This window comes from Paenibacillus sp. VCA1 (genome assembly GCF_031583795.1).
Classification (GTDB): domain Bacteria; phylum Bacillota; class Bacilli; order Paenibacillales; family Paenibacillaceae; genus Paenibacillus_AQ; species Paenibacillus_AQ albilobatus.
In genome coordinates this window covers 233,229-251,790 of sequence record NZ_JAVLSX010000001.1, presented here as the reverse complement: position 1 = coordinate 251,790, position 18,562 = coordinate 233,229, and the positions used below count along the sequence as shown (strand labels likewise).

The 18,562-nt window shown below is 51.6% G+C and carries 16 protein-coding genes; 6 read left to right on the top strand and 10 right to left on the bottom strand.

What is annotated here, in order from left to right:
• Window positions 1-181: 181 nt before the first annotated feature.
• Window positions 182-508: a hypothetical protein gene (locus RJP21_RS01080; protein ID WP_310857723.1), complete on the bottom strand. Its 327-nt coding sequence runs from the start codon at window positions 506-508 to the stop codon at window positions 182-184.
• Between the two features lie 133 nt (window positions 509-641).
• On the opposite strand from RJP21_RS01080, the gene RJP21_RS01075 reads away from it, so the two are divergent.
• On the top strand, window positions 642-1,742 hold the full coding sequence (locus RJP21_RS01075; protein ID WP_212949464.1) for an amidase domain-containing protein: 1,101 nt from the start codon (window positions 642-644) through the stop codon (window positions 1,740-1,742).
• Window positions 1,743-1,880: 138 nt separating this feature from the next.
• Here RJP21_RS01075 and melA read toward each other — a convergent pair whose 3' ends face one another.
• Window positions 1,881-3,179, bottom strand: a complete 1,299-nt coding sequence (melA, locus tag RJP21_RS01070) for an alpha-glucosidase/alpha-galactosidase (protein WP_310857722.1) — start codon at window positions 3,177-3,179, stop codon at window positions 1,881-1,883.
• Between the two features lie 195 nt (window positions 3,180-3,374).
• Here melA and RJP21_RS01065 point away from each other — a divergent pair, with 195 nt between their 5' ends.
• On the top strand, window positions 3,375-4,208 hold the full coding sequence (locus tag RJP21_RS01065) for an AraC family transcriptional regulator (protein WP_310857721.1): 834 nt from the start codon (window positions 3,375-3,377) through the stop codon (window positions 4,206-4,208).
• A 39-nt stretch (window positions 4,209-4,247) separates the two neighbouring features.
• Here RJP21_RS01065 and RJP21_RS01060 read toward each other — a convergent pair whose 3' ends face one another.
• The 3 genes from RJP21_RS01060 to RJP21_RS01050 form a co-directional block, all read right to left on the bottom strand.
• A complete protein-coding gene (locus tag RJP21_RS01060; protein WP_160039434.1) occupies window positions 4,248-4,577 on the bottom strand; it encodes a hypothetical protein in 330 nt (109 codons plus the stop codon).
• Entirely contained in the window at window positions 4,574-5,002 is a 429-nt protein-coding gene (locus RJP21_RS01055; RefSeq protein ID WP_160039436.1) for a hypothetical protein, read from the bottom strand. The genes RJP21_RS01060 and RJP21_RS01055 overlap by 4 nt, the downstream gene beginning before the upstream one ends.
• Before the next feature lie 380 nt (window positions 5,003-5,382).
• Complete coding sequence (locus RJP21_RS01050) at window positions 5,383-5,835, bottom strand: SRPBCC domain-containing protein (RefSeq protein WP_310857720.1); 453 nt, start codon at window positions 5,833-5,835, stop codon at window positions 5,383-5,385.
• A gap of 173 nt (window positions 5,836-6,008) precedes the next feature.
• On the opposite strand from RJP21_RS01050, the gene RJP21_RS01045 reads away from it, so the two are divergent.
• Window positions 6,009-6,818 (top strand): AraC family transcriptional regulator, encoded by an 810-nt coding sequence (locus RJP21_RS01045; protein ID WP_310857719.1) that lies wholly within the window; start codon window positions 6,009-6,011, stop codon window positions 6,816-6,818.
• An 84-nt stretch (window positions 6,819-6,902) separates the two neighbouring features.
• Here RJP21_RS01045 and RJP21_RS01040 read toward each other — a convergent pair whose 3' ends face one another.
• Both RJP21_RS01040 and RJP21_RS01035 read right to left on the bottom strand, forming a co-directional pair.
• A complete protein-coding gene (locus RJP21_RS01040) occupies window positions 6,903-7,208 on the bottom strand; it encodes a hypothetical protein (protein ID WP_310857718.1) in 306 nt (101 codons plus the stop codon).
• Window positions 7,209-7,381: 173 nt separating this feature from the next.
• On the bottom strand, window positions 7,382-8,980 hold the full coding sequence (locus RJP21_RS01035; RefSeq protein ID WP_310857717.1) for an ATP-binding protein: 1,599 nt from the start codon (window positions 8,978-8,980) through the stop codon (window positions 7,382-7,384).
• Between the two features lie 203 nt (window positions 8,981-9,183).
• On the opposite strand from RJP21_RS01035, the gene RJP21_RS01030 reads away from it, so the two are divergent.
• On the top strand, window positions 9,184-9,483 hold the full coding sequence (locus tag RJP21_RS01030; RefSeq protein ID WP_160039446.1) for an MGMT family protein: 300 nt from the start codon (window positions 9,184-9,186) through the stop codon (window positions 9,481-9,483).
• A 244-nt stretch (window positions 9,484-9,727) separates the two neighbouring features.
• On the opposite strand, the gene RJP21_RS01025 is transcribed toward RJP21_RS01030, so the two are convergent.
• Window positions 9,728-13,501 (bottom strand): glycosyl hydrolase family 18 protein, encoded by a 3,774-nt coding sequence (locus RJP21_RS01025; RefSeq protein ID WP_310857716.1) that lies wholly within the window; start codon window positions 13,499-13,501, stop codon window positions 9,728-9,730.
• A gap of 491 nt (window positions 13,502-13,992) precedes the next feature.
• A complete protein-coding gene (locus tag RJP21_RS01020; RefSeq protein ID WP_397386156.1) occupies window positions 13,993-15,468 on the bottom strand; it encodes a chitinase in 1,476 nt (491 codons plus the stop codon).
• 572 nt (window positions 15,469-16,040) lie between these two features.
• On the opposite strand from RJP21_RS01020, the gene RJP21_RS01015 reads away from it, so the two are divergent.
• On the top strand, window positions 16,041-16,364 hold the full coding sequence (locus tag RJP21_RS01015) for a hypothetical protein (RefSeq protein ID WP_310857715.1): 324 nt from the start codon (window positions 16,041-16,043) through the stop codon (window positions 16,362-16,364).
• Window positions 16,365-16,430: 66 nt separating this feature from the next.
• On the opposite strand, the gene RJP21_RS01010 is transcribed toward RJP21_RS01015, so the two are convergent.
• A complete protein-coding gene (locus tag RJP21_RS01010) occupies window positions 16,431-17,054 on the bottom strand; it encodes a LysE family translocator (protein ID WP_310857714.1) in 624 nt (207 codons plus the stop codon).
• A 110-nt stretch (window positions 17,055-17,164) separates the two neighbouring features.
• On the opposite strand from RJP21_RS01010, the gene pdxR reads away from it, so the two are divergent.
• Window positions 17,165-18,559 (top strand): MocR-like pyridoxine biosynthesis transcription factor PdxR, encoded by a 1,395-nt coding sequence (pdxR, locus tag RJP21_RS01005; RefSeq protein WP_310857713.1) that lies wholly within the window; start codon window positions 17,165-17,167, stop codon window positions 18,557-18,559.
• The last annotated feature ends 3 nt before the right edge of the window (window positions 18,560-18,562 follow it).

Sequence of the window (18,562 nt, the reverse complement as noted above, 5' to 3'; positions counted from 1 at the left end):
CCCCTTTCCCGCGACCCGTCTTTTCTCCATGCTACTACCGGCAGCAGCTCTCCTCCATGGCGAGGGTTGCGTACGGCTTGTGTTTTTTTATGAAACGCAAATTAGCCCGGCACCTTGCCGGGCTTTTCAAATGTGTATTCAAGCCAAGCGATATAAGCCTCCCGCTTAACCATGCATTATGTTATTCAAGCTTACCGTATTGAAACCTGTCATACCCAACGGCTTCTTGTTTGATCGGATCATACTTTACAAACACAGGAAAAAAACGGGGCGAGACGATAAATGAATATTTTTCACCGAGCTTGTTCTCATAGGTAACAAAATAATCTCCGAATTGCGGTACATACTCTATTTTCTCAAAAAATAATTTGTCATGCCCATAGGTGAAATAAACATAAATTCGAGAAACGTTTGCAGCCGTAAAACGCTGCACGCCCGGAATCTGTTCCAACACCAACAAAACAATCAGGACAATACAAACTAAGCCAAAAATCCTCCGAATCCTCACCTTAACTCCTCCTTTGTATACAAAATATCATTCGGACCAACTTCCATATAAAAATACTATTGATAAATATTGGAAAATATAGTTTAATAGGTTTATCCATAAAATACCATATTAAGGAGGCTATTTCAAAATCATGTTTAAGAAAAATTTTTTAACACTTGCTATGAGTTCATTTTTAGCATTGAGTATTATTAGTGCCCCTGCTTATGCAAGTGAAGCAAATCCACCTGTTAGTGAGGACTTAAACGACGTTACATCCATGGATAATTTGAAATTAATTAATCCATACATTGAACAATACCGCAATGAACAAAATGTGACTAATCTCTTGAATTCGAACAGAGATTACTTGGTAAATCCTGCTGAAGAAGGACATATAATTGAGGCGACGCTGGAAACATATTATAAAAAGGATCAACAAGTAGCCCAAATTCTTGAAACAATCTCTGGTGATCAAAGCATTCGTGAGAAAACGTTGTCGCTAGTAAAGGAAGACAAAATTGATATTATGCATGAAATCGAAAAGTATTACCAAAACCTGCCTACTTCGGATCAGGAAGTATTAGTAGGATATTTGGATCGATATGCCGTTTCTTCTGAGGATGGGCAGGCGCAGACTTTCTTGAAGCAAATTACTGAATCTAAGTCGGAAATTTCATTAGCTGCAGCCTACAATGGAACAGCTGCCGGAGATTGGGCATATAACAATTATAATAAGTATAATACAAACTTTCCTGCTTTTAATGCTGGGTGGGGGAGTGATTGTACAAATTTTGTTTCACAAGCCATGCACCTTGGCGGTGGAAAAGCAATGGAAGGAAAATGGTATGTTTATAAGAAAAATTCTACATACCTGTCTCCTAAAAGCGCATCCGAATTAAATTACAGTTGGACGCTTGCAGATCCTAGTCCATGGATTAGCGTACAAGAATTTAGAGACTATTGGAAACCAAAATCAACGGTTCACTCCTATTCGAGAAAAAATTATCAAGACAACCATAGCACGATCTACAACAGTACTATTTATAAGGGAGATGTTGTCGTTTTCCATAAAGGTGTGGCTGGTTGGATTACTACTCCTACACACCTTATGATTATTTCTGCTTATGATACTTCAAACAAAGATTTTAAACTTGCGGGCCATTCTAACGAGAGACAAGCCCTTCCATTGTTAGACGCAATTTCTCCCGCATACGGTGATTACGATTATTTTGAAATTCTCGAAATCCCTTAATTTAATAAGAATTTTTAAACTGCCGGCTTACAGCCGACAGTTTCTTTTTTTTTCGCCAAATAAAAAAGCCCCTTGAAATCAAGGGGCAGTACATGCAGTCACTATGAACCAGCCTCGCAAATCCTGGTGAGTCGTTCCTTATTTAAACTCCGGCAGCCAGCTGCCGTGAGCTTCGATCAAATCGTCGCACAATGCTACGATATCGTCCAGCGACAGCTCGGCGGAGGTGTGCGGATCAAGCATCGCGGCATGGTAGATATGCTCTTTTTTGCCGGTTTTGGCCGCTTCGATCGTGAGCAGCTGCGTATTGATGTTGGTACGGTTCAGCGCGGCAAGCTGCGGCGGCAAATCGCCGACATAGGTCGGAGTGACGCCGGAACGGTCCACGAGGCAAGACACTTCAACGCAAGCTTCCTTCGGCAGGTTCGTGATGAGTCCGGTGTTCATGACGTTGCCGGCAATTTTGAACGGTACGTCGGTTTCGATCGCTTCCATGATGTAGGAGGCGTACTCCCCAGAACGGGTATGCTCGATGTTTTCGCTGGCGAAAATCTTTTCGCGCATCTCTTTCCACCCGTTGATCTGGTTGACGCAGCGGCGCGGATATTCGTCGAGCGGAATATTGTATTTTTCGATCAGCTCAGGGTATGTCTTCTTGATGAAATACGGATGGTATTCGGCGTTATGCTCGGAGGATTCCGTCACGTAATAGCCGAAACGGTTCATCAGCTCGAAGCGTACCATGTCGTGATGTTTTTCCTTCTGCTTCTCGGCGGCGCGGCGTTTGATTTCCGGATACAGGTCAACCCCGTCCTTCTTCACTTCAAGCAGCCAGGCCATATGGTTGATGCCGGCGATCTTCGCTTCGACTCCGGTCGTGTCCATCCCCAGCGATCCGAACAAATGTGGGATGCAGGCCTGCACGCTGTGGCAGAGACCGACGGTGTTGATGCCGCCCGCGGTATTCATCACGTTGGTGAGCACCGCCATCGGGTTCGTATAGTTCAGGAACAGTGCGTCGGGACATACCTCCTGCATGTCTTTCGCGAAATCGAGCATCACCGGTATGGTGCGCAGGTTGCGGAAAATGCCGCCAATACCGACCGTGTCGGCAATCGTTTGGCGCAGGCCGTATTTTTTCGGAATTTCAAAATCGGTAATCGTGCATGGATCATAGCCGCCCACCTGAATGGCGTTGATGACGTATTTGGCGCCTTTCAGCGCCGCTTTGCGGTCGGAATAGGCTTTAATGACGCAAGTGCTGCCAAGTGTTGCCTTGATACTGTTCAGAAGACGCTCGGAATCCTGAAGACGCTCCGGATCGATATCGAACAAGGCAAGCTCGAAGCCCTGCAGCGCAGGCGTTGTCATGACGTCGCCGAGCACGTTTTTAACAAAGACGGTACTTCCCGCACCGATGAACGTAATTTTGGACATGAATGATTCCTCCTTAAGCTATTCGCTTCAACTTGGTTCTAACTATACCTCCCCGCCCGCGGAAGGGACATGGAGCAAACAAAGCAAAACATGTCATAATCCCATTTTCGTATCCGTTTACAATAGGGAAATATGACGATTCACCTGTTATAATATAGAGTAAGTTCCTTATGAAGTAGGAGGGGATGCCGTTTTATGGCCCGCGTTGACGAATACCTTACCGTACCTGCGATCCAGGGACAAATGGATCTAAATCTGCTTTTTTTTGGCTTTGAGGAATGTTTGCCTGGGCATACATGGGGTCCGGGGCTCCGCGATTCGTATATTTTGCATTACGTCCACAGCGGCTGCGGCGTCTTCCGCACAACCGAGAAGGCATATGAGCTGGAGGCGGGGCAGGGTTTCGTCATTTTCCCGGAAATGCTTGTCCATTACAGCGCAGACGAAGCGGACCCCTGGACGTACTCTTGGATCGGTTTCGCCGGACTGAACGCGAAATCGCTGCTGCAGCGTGCGCAAATTAACGCCGGGCATCCGGTATTTACCGAGCTTTCCGAGAACAGTTTCGGCAGCTTCTATCATGACCTGAAGGCAGCGGAAGGCGAACGGGGCAGCGATGTCGTCGGCCATAGCATTCTCTACCGGATTCTTGCCGATCTGATCCGCTGCTCTCCCGAGCCGACCGACGAGCAGAAGCCGCGGCATTCGCGTGAAGGTTATATCCGAAAGGCAATTGAATATATAGAAAGCAGCTACAGCCAAAAAATGTCCGTGCTGGACATCGCCCGTTCGGTCGGCCTCGACCGCACGTATCTGTCCGGATTATTCAAGGAACAGTACGGCGTGTCACTTCAGGCTTTTTTGCTGGAATACCGGATGAAGCGGGCCGCAGATCTGCTGCGCAATCCCGAGCTTTCCGTCAGCGACGTCTCGCGTTCCGTCGGGTATATCGATCCGTTTCTGTTTTCCAAAATGTTCAAGAAGGTCACCGGCGCCTCCCCGCGGCAGTACCGGGAAACGCGGCTGTAACGCGGACTTCCCCGGTTCATTTTTCAAATAAAAAGAGCCTTACCGGCCCGAATTCGATTTCGCTAATTTCCCCATAAACGCGGAGCGTTTAATGGATTGCGGCAGCGCGTAGCTCTGGTTTGCCGCCGTATATGCGGAAAGCTTCACTTTCTTGTCCTGCATCTTGCTTTTTTCCTGGATGCCTTTGATTTCCGGTTTATTTTGCTCGAGCTTGCTGACGTAACGAAGACGGCCTTTTTCAAGGATCTGTTCTGCCTGCTTCGTATAAAGCGACACTTCCAGCCTTGTTCTGGCATCTCTAATTTTTTGCTTCAGCCTGTTGTATTCGTTGATTTCGTCGTTCGTTAACGTGATCTTACCAAGGGTCATGTAAGCTTCTCTCCTTTACGGTCTGGGATAGCAAGTTCAAACGTCACCTCATCGGGACTATCCGTATCAGGAGCACTGGACGCAATGATCGTCGGCAGCTTATCCTGAGAGGATATTTTTTCTTCCGCCGTCAATTTGGCTTGTTTGGCGATAAAGCTGCCGCCGCCGAAGCCTGCGATCATCGCCACGTAAATATATTTCGGGAACTCAAGTCCAAGCGGTAGTGCGGAAATCAGGCCTGCGCCAGCCCCCAAAATGATATCCGAAAGAAAGCCGATGTGATAATTTTTCCTTCTGGATCCGTCGCTAAGTTCCAGTTCAATAATTTTGGGCAGTATAAGGGATCCGTCGTGGATATACAAACTAGACAAAAGACCGCCGAATGAACCTGACGCTATGATCACTGCGAAATCAGTCCAATGCATGATTGGATTCCCCCATATACCTTTCTAATATGTAATGAGAAGCCGATTTGTGATAACGACAAGTGAAAGTTGGGTGACATATCAGAAGGCGTCCTTAGTTCTGCTATTTTATGCATGCTTTTGCTTCAACTTGCAAGTTTTTTAGGTTTGTACCCATTTTTTGGATTATTTTACTAAAATGTTTAGAGTTTTCTCTACGCTTAATAAGGTAAAGGTCCTACTTACCATGCATAAAAATGCAAAATAAACCCGTCAAAAACATGTCCTTAACTACGAGACCGGATCAGGTGCTTTACGGGGGACTCCCGGTGATTTCATGCTTATAAATAAAAAAAGGCGGCTGCCATCCGCAGCCACCCTTGTCCTGGCGTATTCGTTTTTTACCAGCCGAAGTCGAGCGTGTTTCCGGTTTCCGCTACCGTCTTGATGTTGCTCAGAATCATCCACCAATGGCCTTCGGCGTTTTGATAGGATGGATGGTTGTCCGACCACTGGTCGTTCACCAGCATCAGCTTGGTGCATTGGCCTACCGTATCCAGCGTAAACGTCACCCGGGAGGTCAATTCCTCATGATTAGCATGATAAGACGGCCCCGGATGCTCGATATAACTCAGCGTTTTGTTCGGTTCATAAGCCAAAATATTTCCATACACATGCACCGTTTCAGGCCCGTCATTGCCCGGTCCGACGTAAGCGAACGGTTCTCCGGCTTTGAAGCTCGATTGAAGCACGCAGTTGAAAAAGGTTTTTTTCGTGCCTTCCGGCGCCACGAGCAGACTCCATACTTTTTCCGGCTCGGCTCCGATGTAGAACTCATATTTCAGGCTGTTCATATGTTCACGCTCCCTTTGGATTCCTATGGTTTGGTCGATTGCCGCAAAATTCCCCTATCGGAAATTGTATGCTAAACTCATGATACCTTTTGATGGATTGCGATGTATTGTAAAAACGCGACAGGAACGCCTGTTCCTTTAAAAAATTTTAGATGGATGAGGAGCTGATCGAAATGTCCGCCGGTGCAACCAAACCAAGCATGGGGATCCTGAATCTGGAGGGCGGCGAAAAAAGATTCTCGCTTTCCCGCCACGACGCCTCGGAAGCGCTGGGCTTCTTCGTTAAGCATTACTGGATCATACGCTGGGATTGCCGGGAGGAAGAGCCGTATATGCAGCACGTCGTCCCGAATCCTTGCGTCAATCTTGTCGTCGAGCCCGGAAAAACGCTGGTTTATGCGCCTTCTCCCGGGAAGTTCTCCTATCCGATTTACGGAAAAGGTATGGTTTTCGGCGTCAAATTCAAACCCGGCGGTTTTTATCCGTTCCTGCGGCGGCCTGTGTCCAGCCTGCTGGATCGTCCGCTTGAGGTAAGCGGCCTTCTGGATGTGGACGGGTCCGAACTCGAAAAAACCATCCTTACCCTGAACGTCGAACAAGACATGGTCCAAGCCATGGAAAAGCTGCTGCTGTCCAAGCTTCCCCCACAGGACGAAGAGGTGCTGCGAGTCAACCGCATCATTGACTTTATCGCAGGCAAACGGGAAGTATCCAAGGTCGATCAGGTGTGCGAGCATTTCCAAATGCATATACGAAAGCTGCAGCGGCTGTTCGACCAATACGTCGGCATCAGCCCGAAGTGGGTCATCCGCCTCTATCGCCTGCAAAACGCCGCCGAGACGATGGACCGCCGCCTTCCCGTCGATTTATCCCGGCTCGCCGCCGAGCTCGGATACCACGACCAGCCTCATTTTATTAAGGATTTTAAAGCCGTCGTCGGCTACACGCCCGATGAATACCGAAGATGGTTAGAAGAAAAGTAACCCTTGTTGGTCCTGAGCACGGGTCTGCCGCAGCTTATTTTGCAAAAATCGATCATGCCACTCCACCTGCGCATTTATTCTGCATTATGGAGCAAACGGAATCCAGCCCGTCATAAAGCCGATGAAAATCGCCAGCTTGTAAAGAAACGGAGTAAACGATAATACAAGCGCCAGCCAAAGCAGAGCCTTCTTTTCCGACCACCGAAATATTCCGGCTGCAGATAAGATAAACCCGGCCAAAGAGGATATCCCCAGAATGAGGCCACCGTAAAAGGTTCCGCGAAAAACATGCATCCATTCGCCGAACACGCTGCTGAAACAGATGACTCCGAGCGCTAAAGCGATCCAACTGACGAAGCTGTAGCGCCGGACTTGTACTTCACGTATCAACGCCAGCACATCCTTTTATCGTTTTTAGTAGGCCGATGCCACATCTTCCATTCTAACCCGTTTTTGAAGATCTGCGTTCCTTTTCTCATCATTGGAAAAAGACTGTCCTCCCAGGCGGTATATACCACCAGAACAGCCTTCCGTTTTTTTTGCGCTGCCTGCCACCCGCCGATTTATGGGTTATACGCCGGCAAATAAATATCTACGGTCGTCCCTCTTCCCGGTTCGCTGGCGATTTCCAACCGGCCGTGATGGGCGTCGATAATTTTTTTGACGATCATCATGCCAAGGCCGTTTCCTTCCGGTTTGGTCGTATGGAAGGGCTCGCCGATCCGCTGCAGCACCTGTTCGTTCATGCCGACGCCGTCATCTGCAATGCGAATGAGCTGGAAAGTCCCCCGGGCTTCGAGCAGAATACGGATATTTCCGGCATGGGGCAAAGCTTCGATCGCGTTTTTGACGATGTTCATAAACACTTGTTTAATCTGGTTCCGGTCGCATCGGACGGGAAGATCCGCATCGACGTCGCAATTGATGTTGATGAAGTTCAACGCCGCCTGAATTTCAAACAGGTTGAGCACTTCCTGAAGAATCGGGAAACAGCGTTCCTCCCGGAACTGCACCGCCTGCGGTTTGCCCAGAATCAAAAACTCGCCCACGATCATGTTCATCCGCTCCAGCTCCGACATGATCAGGTTATAATGGCGCAGACAGTTGTCTTTGCCGAGAAGCTGAAGCATGCCTTTGACCGTGGTCAACGGATTGCGGATTTCATGGGCGATGCCGACCGCGATCTGACCGGCGAACACAAGCTTCTCGGTGTTGCGGAGGATTTCCTCCGTCTTTTTCATTTCGGTAATGTCCCGGATGGTGCCAACCACGCGCACGATCGAGCGGTCGTTATCGTAAACCGGAAGCACGTCCAGCATATAACAGTGCTCATCGTCCTTCACGGCCAGATTGAGCTCCACGCCGATGCTTTCCTCATGCCGTTTGATGGCCCGTTTAAAATACGAGCCGATCAAGTCGATGTTGAAGACTGACGTCCCGGCATAATCGGTTTGACCGTCCAAATGCAGCATCGAGCGGCAGCGTTCGTTCATTTCAAGGATATTGCCCAAGCCGTTCGTGATGACAACCCCGTAAAAATTCGTGTCCAGCAAAAACTGGTTCAACATTTGAAGCTGGGTGTTTTGCCTTCGCAGCAGCAGCTCGCGCTCCACGGAGTCGGCCATCGTGCAGAGAAGCGCAAGCAAATGCGGGTGGGCAAAATCCAGTTCCGTCATGAGTGAAATCGTGCCCATGACGCGGCCGTCTTCGCTGCGGAAGCAGGTCGAATAACATGCCAGCCGATGCAAAATGGAGTGGTAATGTTCCGTTCCTATAAGCTGAAACGGCCGGCCGTAGGTCAGGCACAGGTCGATGGAGTTGGTGCCCGCATCCTTGTTGAACCGAACGCCTTCTTCGATCCCTAATTGTTTCACCGTATTGATGATCGTCGGATCGCCGGCAAATTCCAGCATATACCCCTGGTCGTCGGTTACCGTAATCGTGATGGGACTGCCTGAAATGGAGGACAAAAATTTGCCGATGAAAAAATGAATGACTTCGATATACTCCCCGTACTTCACCAGCTTGGCCGCAAGTTCCGCAGGGCAATATTTCTGATTAAACCTCGGAGGCTCATCCGGATCTATCCCCGTTTGTCTGCAATACTGTTTGGACACCTCGATGGCGTGTGCATCATTCAATTTATACAAGGGTTCGCCCATGCAGCACACCTCATTTTTGTTATATACTTTACCTAACGTTTCATGCGCTTGGAAGCGCAGCATTTTATATAGTAAGAATTGTCTGGGTCTTCCCTTATCATACCATTCAAATAGGATTCCTTCACTATCCGTTTTTGGCATTTGGAAGCAAATAATAAAACGGGAACAAAACGCGCCGGCCAGGCCGGCCGAAAGGAGAAACGATGCAGCCATTTACCCGAGCCGTGATCGAACAAATCAAATCCATACCTCCCGGAAAAGTCATGACATACGGCGGAGTCGCCGCCGCAGCCGGAAGCCCGCGCGCCGCGCGGCAGGTCGTCCGCATCCTGCATTCCATGAGCGCCAAATACGAGCTTCCTTGGCACAGGGTCGTCAACGCCAAAGGCGAAATCGCCCTTCACGATGACGAATCCCGTTTCCTGCAGCAGTCCCTGCTGGAGGATGAAGGGGTTGAAATCGGTATCGGCGGCCGGATCGACCTGGCCGTGTATGGAATATAGAATCAGCGGCAGTTTCCATCCGGCAATGAAATATAAAAAAACCCCCGCGAAGCGGACGTTTTGCTACGCCCACTTGAGACGCCTCACGGGGGAATCTTCAATAAAATTCTTTTTTATATAGAATGAACTAAAGAAATGAAGGTTATAGGGCCGCATCGGGCCCTTTTAACAGGAAGTTCGATGCAAACTTTAGTTCAATCTATATAGCTTGCAAAAATGCCAGGTTTGCCGCATGGATGCGACCCTACTCGACAGGAATGCCTTTGAGGCCATTCGAAAGGGCCGCGAGCAGGCTTCCCGACTCATCCTGGCTGTATTCCCAGAACATCACTCCGGCAAGCCCGTGATCAAGAACGTATTTCGCTTTGGCCGCTACCGATCGGGGATCGTCATAGGAAATAAAGGTGCTGCCGTTAAACAAGTAGGGCGCTTGAGCCGGATCATCCCAATAACGGACATATCCGTTTTCCTCAGTGTAATTCGTCAAAATATCCGTATAGGTCGGCGTATCGGAAGAACCCTTCGCCTTTTGCCCCAGGCCGCCGTTGTCGGCGTTTTCCACGTCCGTCCACAAATGGCCGTAAAATGCGGCCGCGATCACCAGCTTCTCTGCGGGCACGCCGCTGTTCAAGTACAGCCGGATGGACGCGTCTACGCTGAAGTTTCCGCCGTACAGGTTCGTATGATGCTCCGTGGTACCGCTCCAGCCTCCGGCGAAGTCGAACGTCATCACGTTAATATTGTCGACGTATTTGACGACTTCCCCGATTTCGACGCCGTTTAAGTAGGACTGGCCCGCCCCTGCGGCAATCGTCAGTTCATAATATTTTCCGGTTTCGGCACCCAGCCGGTCCAGCTTTTCCCGCAGCAGCTTGAGCATCAGCGTGAAGTTTTGTTTATCCTCAGGTCTGGCTTTCATCACGCCGTCTGCGCTTTGGGTCGGATATTCCCAGTCAAGGTCGATGCCGTCCAGGTCGTACCGCTTCATATAGTCGATGATGCTGGAAGCGAAGGTCTCGCGGCTTTCTTCCGTCAATACGGCATCCGAAAAGCCGTCCGCCCCCCAGCCGCCGACCGAGTTCAAAATTTTCAGATTCGGGTTTTGAGCTTTCAAGCTTTGCAGGTAAGCGTAATTCGAGTCATCGTCTTGACCTTCCATCGGAACGATTTTATTGTCCTGGATATGTGTGAATGCGTAATTGATATGCGTAAGCTTGCCCGCATTGATCGGCTTGGCGCCGGACCAGGCTACCCAGCCCGGCACGTAAGCGATCACCTTCGGTCCGGCAGGCGGCAGCTCTTTGTTCTTGACGGTAAAATGAACCGTCGTCTTCGCCGTTTTTAAGCTTTTGCCATGGGCCGCGATGACGGTCAGCGTGTAGCTTCCCGCCGCCGTAATCGGGGTGCCTTGTTCATAGACGTCCCCGTTCAGGAACGCCGCGCTGGCGGTTTCGGGCTCATCGGTCCAACTCGGCGCGATTCCCGGATCGTATTCGCCGCCTTCCGCCACCTTGCCGATAACCGGCGCGTTTGGAACGGAGGACGTATCCTTTTCAAAAGGTTTGCCTTTCAGTCCGTCCGCCAGCGCCGCAAGCAGAACGCCTGTCGTATCCTGGCTGTATTCCCAGAACATCGCTCCCCCAAGCCCGCGGTCCAGCACATATTTCGCTTTTTCCGCGAGGGATTCCGGATCGTCATAGGACAGGAACGTGCTGCCGTCGAACAGGTAAGGCGCTTTGGCGTCCTCGTCCCAGTAACGGGTAAAGCCGGTTTCTTCGTTGTAGGTTGCGATCGTCGCGCTGTAGGACGGCGTGTCGCCGCTGCCTTTGGCGCTGCGTCCCACGATCGGTCCTTCGCCGGTCACATCCGTCCACTTATGGCTGTAGAAGCCGGCGCCAAGGACGATTTTATGGGCGGGGACGCCGTTTTTCAGCAGGACGTCGACGCTTAAATCCGTGCTGATGTTTTTGCCGTACAGATGCGTATGATGAGCTGTATTCGGGACCCAGCCTCCGGCGAAATCATACGTCATGACGTTGATGTTATCCAGAAGCGGAGTAATCTTATCGATTTCCACGCCGTTCAAATATCCCCCGCCGGCTCCGGCCGCGATGGTCAGCTCGTAATATTTGTTTTTCTCCAGCCCAAGGGCGTTTAGCTTCTCGCGAATGAGCTTCAGCACCAAGGTGAAGTTTTCCTTGTCTTCCGGTCTTGCTTTCACGATTCCGCCGGCATCCTGGGTCGGGTATTCCCAATCGAGGTCGATGCCGTCCAGATCGTACTTTTTCACGTAATCGATAATGCTGTCCGCAAAAGCATTCCGCGAAGCTTCGGTCAGCGCCGCATCCGAAAATCCGTCCGCGGCCCAGCCGCCGACCGAATTCAAAATTTTCAGGTTCGGATTTTGGGCTTTCAGGCTTTGCAGGTAAGCATAATTCACGTCATCGTTCTGATTTTCGATCGGAACGATTTTATTGTCTTGGATATGCGTGAAGGCATAGTTGATATAGGTCAGCTTGGCTGCATCCACCGGATGCTCGGCGGACCAGTCCTTCCAGCCTGCCACATAGCCGATCAGCTTGGTCTCCGGCTTCATGGTGAAATGGACCGTCGTGCTTGCCGTCTTGCCGCTTTTCTTATGGACGGCGGTGACGACAAGCGCATATTGGCCGGCCTCGATAATGCCGCTGCCTTTCACGTAAGCGGCTCCGTTCAGCGTGGCGCTGCTGGTCGTATCGGCGGCATCGCTCCAGTTCGGAAGCACGCCGGAAGTATACACCGCGCCTTCGGCGACCCCCGTTACGGTCGGCGCCTGCGGAACGCTCGAATCGCCGTCCCCGCCTCCGCTGCCGCCGGAGCCCGAACCTCCGCCGGAACCTCCGGAACCTCCTCCGGAGCTGCTGCCTGAGCCGGTGTTGCCGCTGCCGGATGCCCCTGCCGAAATCGATCCGGCTTGCGGTCCGTCGACGCTAAGCGGAGCGGTTTGGAACGAGGAGCCTTTTGCTCCGTCATTGATGGTGGCTTTTTGGATTTTTCCGGTGCCAACGACCTTCGTCGCCGCATTCAGCACCAAATGGGAGATGCCGGCATCGCTGCCGAGCTGCAGCGTATTGCCCTGTCCGTCTATGACGACGGAACCAAGCTGGCTTCCTTGGATCATAAGCTCCGCGCCCGAAGCGCGAACGATCAGTTTCCCTTCCACTTTCACGTTTTTCAACGTCACGCTGCCGGCGCTGATCGCCTTTTCGACGATCAGATCTCCGCGGATGGTCACGTTCTGCAGGATCACGCCGGAAGCCGTTATAGCAGCGTCCCCGCTAACGGTTTCGGTTCCCCCCGCAGGCCCGTAGGTTCCGGCTTTGTCATAAACCTGGAGCGTCCCGGGCGACGCGTTGACGGGAAGGCGGCTGATCAGTACCGCTCCCTCGGCTCGGGTCAGCTTGGATTTGGGGCGAAGCGTGCCATCCTGATATCCGCCCAGTTTTCCTTCGTGAACCAGAAACGCAAGCGCCTGCCGGCTCCAGGAAGATACGTCCGCATAGTCCTTGAACGCCTTGAGCACGCCCGGATCGTTGTCCGTTCCCGCTTTCAGTACCTTGGCCAGCATCACGGCGGCTTCTTCGCGGGTTACGGGCTGATCCGGATGGATGGAGCCGTCGGCGTAACCTGTAACGTAACCTGCCTGCATCGCTTTGGCGGCCTCCGCATATTGCCACTGCCCGGTTTTCAGATCGGGGAAGGCGGCCGCCTTTTCGTCGGTAAATTGGAAATACCTGTTGATCATGGCCATCAGCTCGATCCGGGTCAGCGCCCGGTCCGGTTTCATGGAGCCGTCGGGGTATCCTTTAAGCAGGCCTTGATTTTCCCAACCGGCGAGAAGCTCCTCCGCCCAATGCCCTTGAAGATCGGAGGAAGCTGCTAAAGCCCGTCCCGCAAAAGCGTATGACGATACGATGATGGCTGCGCAAACGAAACAAATAAACCACTTCCATTCCTTCCTTTTGTGAAGCGCTTTCATATTACACCTCTATCCGGAGATTTTTTGGCCATGCGCCCATCATCCTTCGGCAGCGGCGATTTCACCTCCCTTTGCCCCGGATGCGGCGTATGCGCATGGTTATTAAACCCGGCCGTAAAAAAGCCGGACTTAATAGCTCATGATTCGGTCATTCGGACGAATGAAAAAGATGGATGTCTGCGACATGCAGTCAGGATGCAACAGCTTAATTATGAGGTATCTTGTATTCGGATCCATGCCATGTCGGGAAAATGATCCGTTTCGGAGAAAGGGTTCTCGGGTCAAGTCGTTGAAGGGCGATCATCCGATCGTTAACGTTAGCAGTTCCAAGAGGTGCCTGCGGGCAAACGCCGGCTGCAGCTTCCATCATATCACCCCTTTTTCCGCGCGGAAATCGGTTTTAAGATAAGTATCTTATTTCGTTGATTTGTATCTTTTTCCCGTAAAACAGCCCCCGGCGCACAAAGCCGGAGGCTGAGAACGGATGATTTTTATGGCAATGTGGCCAGGAAAGGCTTCACCGTGCCCGCAAAGTTGTAGTTGCTCGTTTTATCCCAGTTGATGGACCAAGTCATGGCGCCGCGGATCTCCGGATATTTGGCGACAGGCTTGTAGCTTCCGCAGCCGGTGCCGTTGGCGAGACAGCTTAAAGCGTTGTTTACGACGCTCGGCGATACGTACCCGCCTCCTGCGGCTGCCGGAACGGCAGGCACGCCGATGCCCAGCTGCGACGGCGACACCCACTGCAGGGACAGATCGGACAATGCCGTCAGGAAATCGACGGTGCCTTGCGAATAGCATTTGCCGTCGCGGCCCAGCATGCAGCCCGAGTTGTAATATTGAACGTTCATGACGGTCGTGATGTCTTTCAGGTTGTTGTACAGCTGCATGTAGGTCGTGCTTGCGCTCTGCATATCGATCGTCTGCGGGGCCATCGTCAAAATAAAGCCGGAGCCGACCCGCTGCTGCAGCTGCTTGACGGCTGTAGTCAGGTTCGCCACGTTCATGCCGTTCTCGAGGTCGATATCGATGCCGTCAAGGCCATACGTCGTCATAATGTTGTACATGCTGTCGACAAAGTTAGCGACGTTCGGCGATGCGCTGCCAAGGTTCACGTTCCCCTTTTCCCCGCCGATCGAGAGGATGACCTTTTTGCCTTTCGCATGTTTGGCTTGAATGTCGCTGATCAGGTTCGCATTGGTATATCCCCCGAGCGCGTTCGACAGCGAGGAATCGACGTTAAACGTCACGCCGCCGGGCTTCGAAGGATCCATATCGGCAAAAGCCAGCACGATGATATCGTATTGGTCCGGCACATCGCTCAGCTTCAAATTGGCGGAGCCGTTGATGAAGTTATGCCAATAGCCCGTCAGCACATGCTTCGGAAGCTGGCCGCCGCCACCGCCACCGCCGCCGCTGCTTTGCGTTGTGGCCGTTACGGCCGCGCTTTGCGGAGATACGTTCCCGGCCGCGTCTTTCGCCGCGACCTTGAACGTGTAGGACGTGCTTGCAGACAATCCGGCAACCGTCGCCGTCGTTCCCGTCACCGTCATGGCCAGCGTCGTTCCCTGATAGACGTTGTAGCCCGTCACGCCGACATTGTCGGTCGAAGCCGTCCAAGATAAGGACACGCTTGAGGACGTCACGCCGGTGACGGTGAGATTCGTCGGCATCGTCGGCGCCTGCGTATCGGTGCCGCCGCCCCCGCCTCCAGTGACAAGCTGCCAAAGTGCCGGCACGTTCGGCGGCTCCCATCCGACCAGGGAAGTATGCGGTTGAATCGCTTTGTACGTGCTTCCGCCGTACGTTACCGTATCATTGACGGCATATGCGACATTCGGAGCCCATGCTCCGCGGTCTGCCGCAGCGGCCATCGAAGGCACCAATCCCACCATAAGCACCACGATGATGAATAGCGGCAAAAATTTTCGAATCAGCTTGCTTTTTGGAGAAAAAGCTTTTCCCATCGATATCTCCTCCTTCATTTTTTTCATTGCCCATGCTTCTGTTTGACCGGCTTGATCCCGCCGCGCCACCTCCCTTTACTTCAATTTTGAAATTTTATGTGGAATTGCTGTAAGTAGCTATATTGGGCATGACAAACAGACTGGAAAATGAAATGAAACGAAACGAAACGAGCGTGGCCCAAAGCGGGTAACCCAGCGGAATATTGCGGATGTCGAACGCGATGACTCGAAAGCCCGGGAAGAGATAGAGATAGCTTGTCTCACACTACTGATAGCGCTTTCAACAAACCGGGGAACATCATCGCTGCGGGTGCCGTACAGATAACGAAAGCGGGTGTGGATATTTTGCAAGCAGACATGCCGGATCAGGAGCAAAAAAAAGTATCGTCGAGCCGATCGGCTCTGGAGGGAATTTACAATTTGTGGTTAAAAAGTTACATATTCATCATAACACTCCGACTCGCATCTGAAAATCGGTATCCGAGATATGTATCATATTTCGTTGAATTGTATCACCTTCAGTTGGGCGATCGCATACACTACGCTAATTACGAAAGACGGAGGTTATGTTCATGAGCCTTTCCCCGTATTCATCCGGCATGCCGGCGCAGCCCGTGCTCTATCAGGCCGAACCTCATGTTGCGCAAACGGTCAAATCCATCCGCGACCGGGTGAGTCAAATATGCAGGCAATACCGGAACCAGGCGGTCCGGGTCCAAACGCTGGACGGCCAGGTCTATGAAGGCGTTCTGACGCATTGCGAGAAAGGAATGCTGTACATCAGCATCCCTTATCCTTCCGGGCAACAGGGCCAGGCTAGGGGCCTCTACTACAACAACGTCATTTTGCCGCTTGTCCTTTATGAATTGCTGGCGATCACGCTGCTCTATACTTAAGGTCAACCAAAAGGGTCCTTTCGCCAACCGCGATCGGGACCTCTTCTTTTTGCAAGCGCGGCATGTCTACAAAGACTGCACAAACCGCCAAACAAACATGCCCCCGAAATATATCAACGCCAGACCCGCGCATACCGAAATCCGCTTCATCCACCTTCCGTTCATTAGCTTTCTCATGTACGTCACCAGCAGCATCAAGACGATATCATGAATCAAAATGCCGCAAATGACGCCGGCAGCCATAACGAGAAAGCGGTTCTTTTCCGGGCCTCCCAGCTTGTCCGCCAGCAGCGTGCCGAAAACGCTCAGCCAAAACACGATATTCCCCGGCGACACGGCGACCATAAAACCGTTTGCGTAGGATGAAAGCCACGTTTTAGGGACCGCTCCTTCCTCGACAGCGTGAATGGCCGACGCTTCCTTGATGCTGACGATTCCTACATAAAATAAAAAGGCCGCTCCGACGATCCACATCGCTTGCTGAATGACCGGGGTCATCATAAACGCCGAAGCGCCGAAATAAAGCAGGGCCATCAGAAGCACGTCGACCGTCATCCCTCCGAGACCCACGCTCCAGCCATGCAAAAAACCCCTTTTTAAACCTTGACGTATCATTTCAACCGTAATGGGCCCTACCGGAATCGCTACCGACAGCCCCAAAATGATGCTACTCAACCACAACAGTTCCATACACCCCTCGCTTATGTTTTCATGTATAGCCCATACCCTATCGGAAATTTGTCATTTTCGGAAGGTATAGTTTATACTTTTCAAAAATGTCAGATGGGGTGTCATCCTTCATGCGAGAGCTGCTGTTTCATATTGATCCCGAAAGTCCGGTACCGCGATATGTGCAAGTGTACCGGCATCTGAAAAACGAAATCATGCAGGGCAGGCTTCTTCCCGACGCCAAGCTGCCGTCCATCCGGAATTTGGCCGCATCGCTCGATCTGAGCCGGAACACGGCGCAGCTCGCCTACGAGCAATTGCTGGCCGAAGGTTTTATCCGCAGCGTAAACAAAAAGGGCTACTACGTAGAGCCGCTGCCGCTAAACCAAGCCCTGCCCCCCAACCTTCATCAAGTTCGTACTCAGGCGGAGGAGGAGGCTCCGGCCGACTTGATCGATTTTCGTCTGGGGGCCGTCGACCCAAGGCATTTTCCGATCGAAAAATGGCGTCTTTTATCCAACCGCGCGCTCAAAGATCCTTCGATTTATACCTACGGGGATCGCCAAGGGGATCCGCTGTTGAGACAATCCATCGCAGACTATTTGTTCCAATCCCGGGGCGTTCAGGCGACGGCAGCGCAAATGATCGTGGGCAGCAGCACGCAGCAGCTGATGTATTTGCTTGGGGCGATTTTGGGCCGGGAATTTGATTCGGTCGGCTTTGAAGAACCGGGGTACGCGGGGGCCAAGGACGTTTTTCGCGAGCTTTCCTACCACATCGAGCCGGTTCCCGTCGACCCGAACGGTGTGCATCTCCCCAGCCTCCGGCAGATCAAGAGCAGGCTTTTGTACGTCACGCCTTCCCACCAGTTTCCGCTCGGAATGATCATGCCCATTCAACATCGGTTGGCCCTCCTGAATTGGGCGGAAGAACATGACGGTTATATTATCGAGGACGATTACGACAGCGAGTTCCGCTATAAACAAAAGCCGGTTCCGGCCATGTTCAGCTTGAACAACAACGAACGGGTCATTTACGTGGGGACGTTCTCCAAAGCGCTTTTGCCGTCGGTACGCATCGGATATCTGATTTTGCCGCACGCCCTGCTGCCCCGCTACGAGAACAAAAAGCAGCTGTTCGAGCCCTGCGCCTCGGGGATTCATCAGCGGACGCTGCATTATTTTATGGAAGAAGGATATTTCGGAGCCCATATCAAAAAGATGCGCAGCATTTATAAAAACAAAATGGCGGCAATCAAGGAAACGGTGCGCAAGTACGCTCCCCCTTTCGTTCAAGTCAACGACATGACCATGGGGCTGCATGTCATTCTGACGATCCAAACCGACCAAACGGAAGACGAACTCATCAAAAAAGCGGCCCTCCGCCGCTTGAAAGTGTACAAAGCTTCCATGTTCTATGAAACGCCTAAAAACGATGGCTTCGTTCAGCTTCTGCTCGGTTTTGCCGGCTTGGCGGAAGAAGACATCGTGCGGGGATTAAAGATGTTGCTGCAGGAAGTGCTGTAAAAA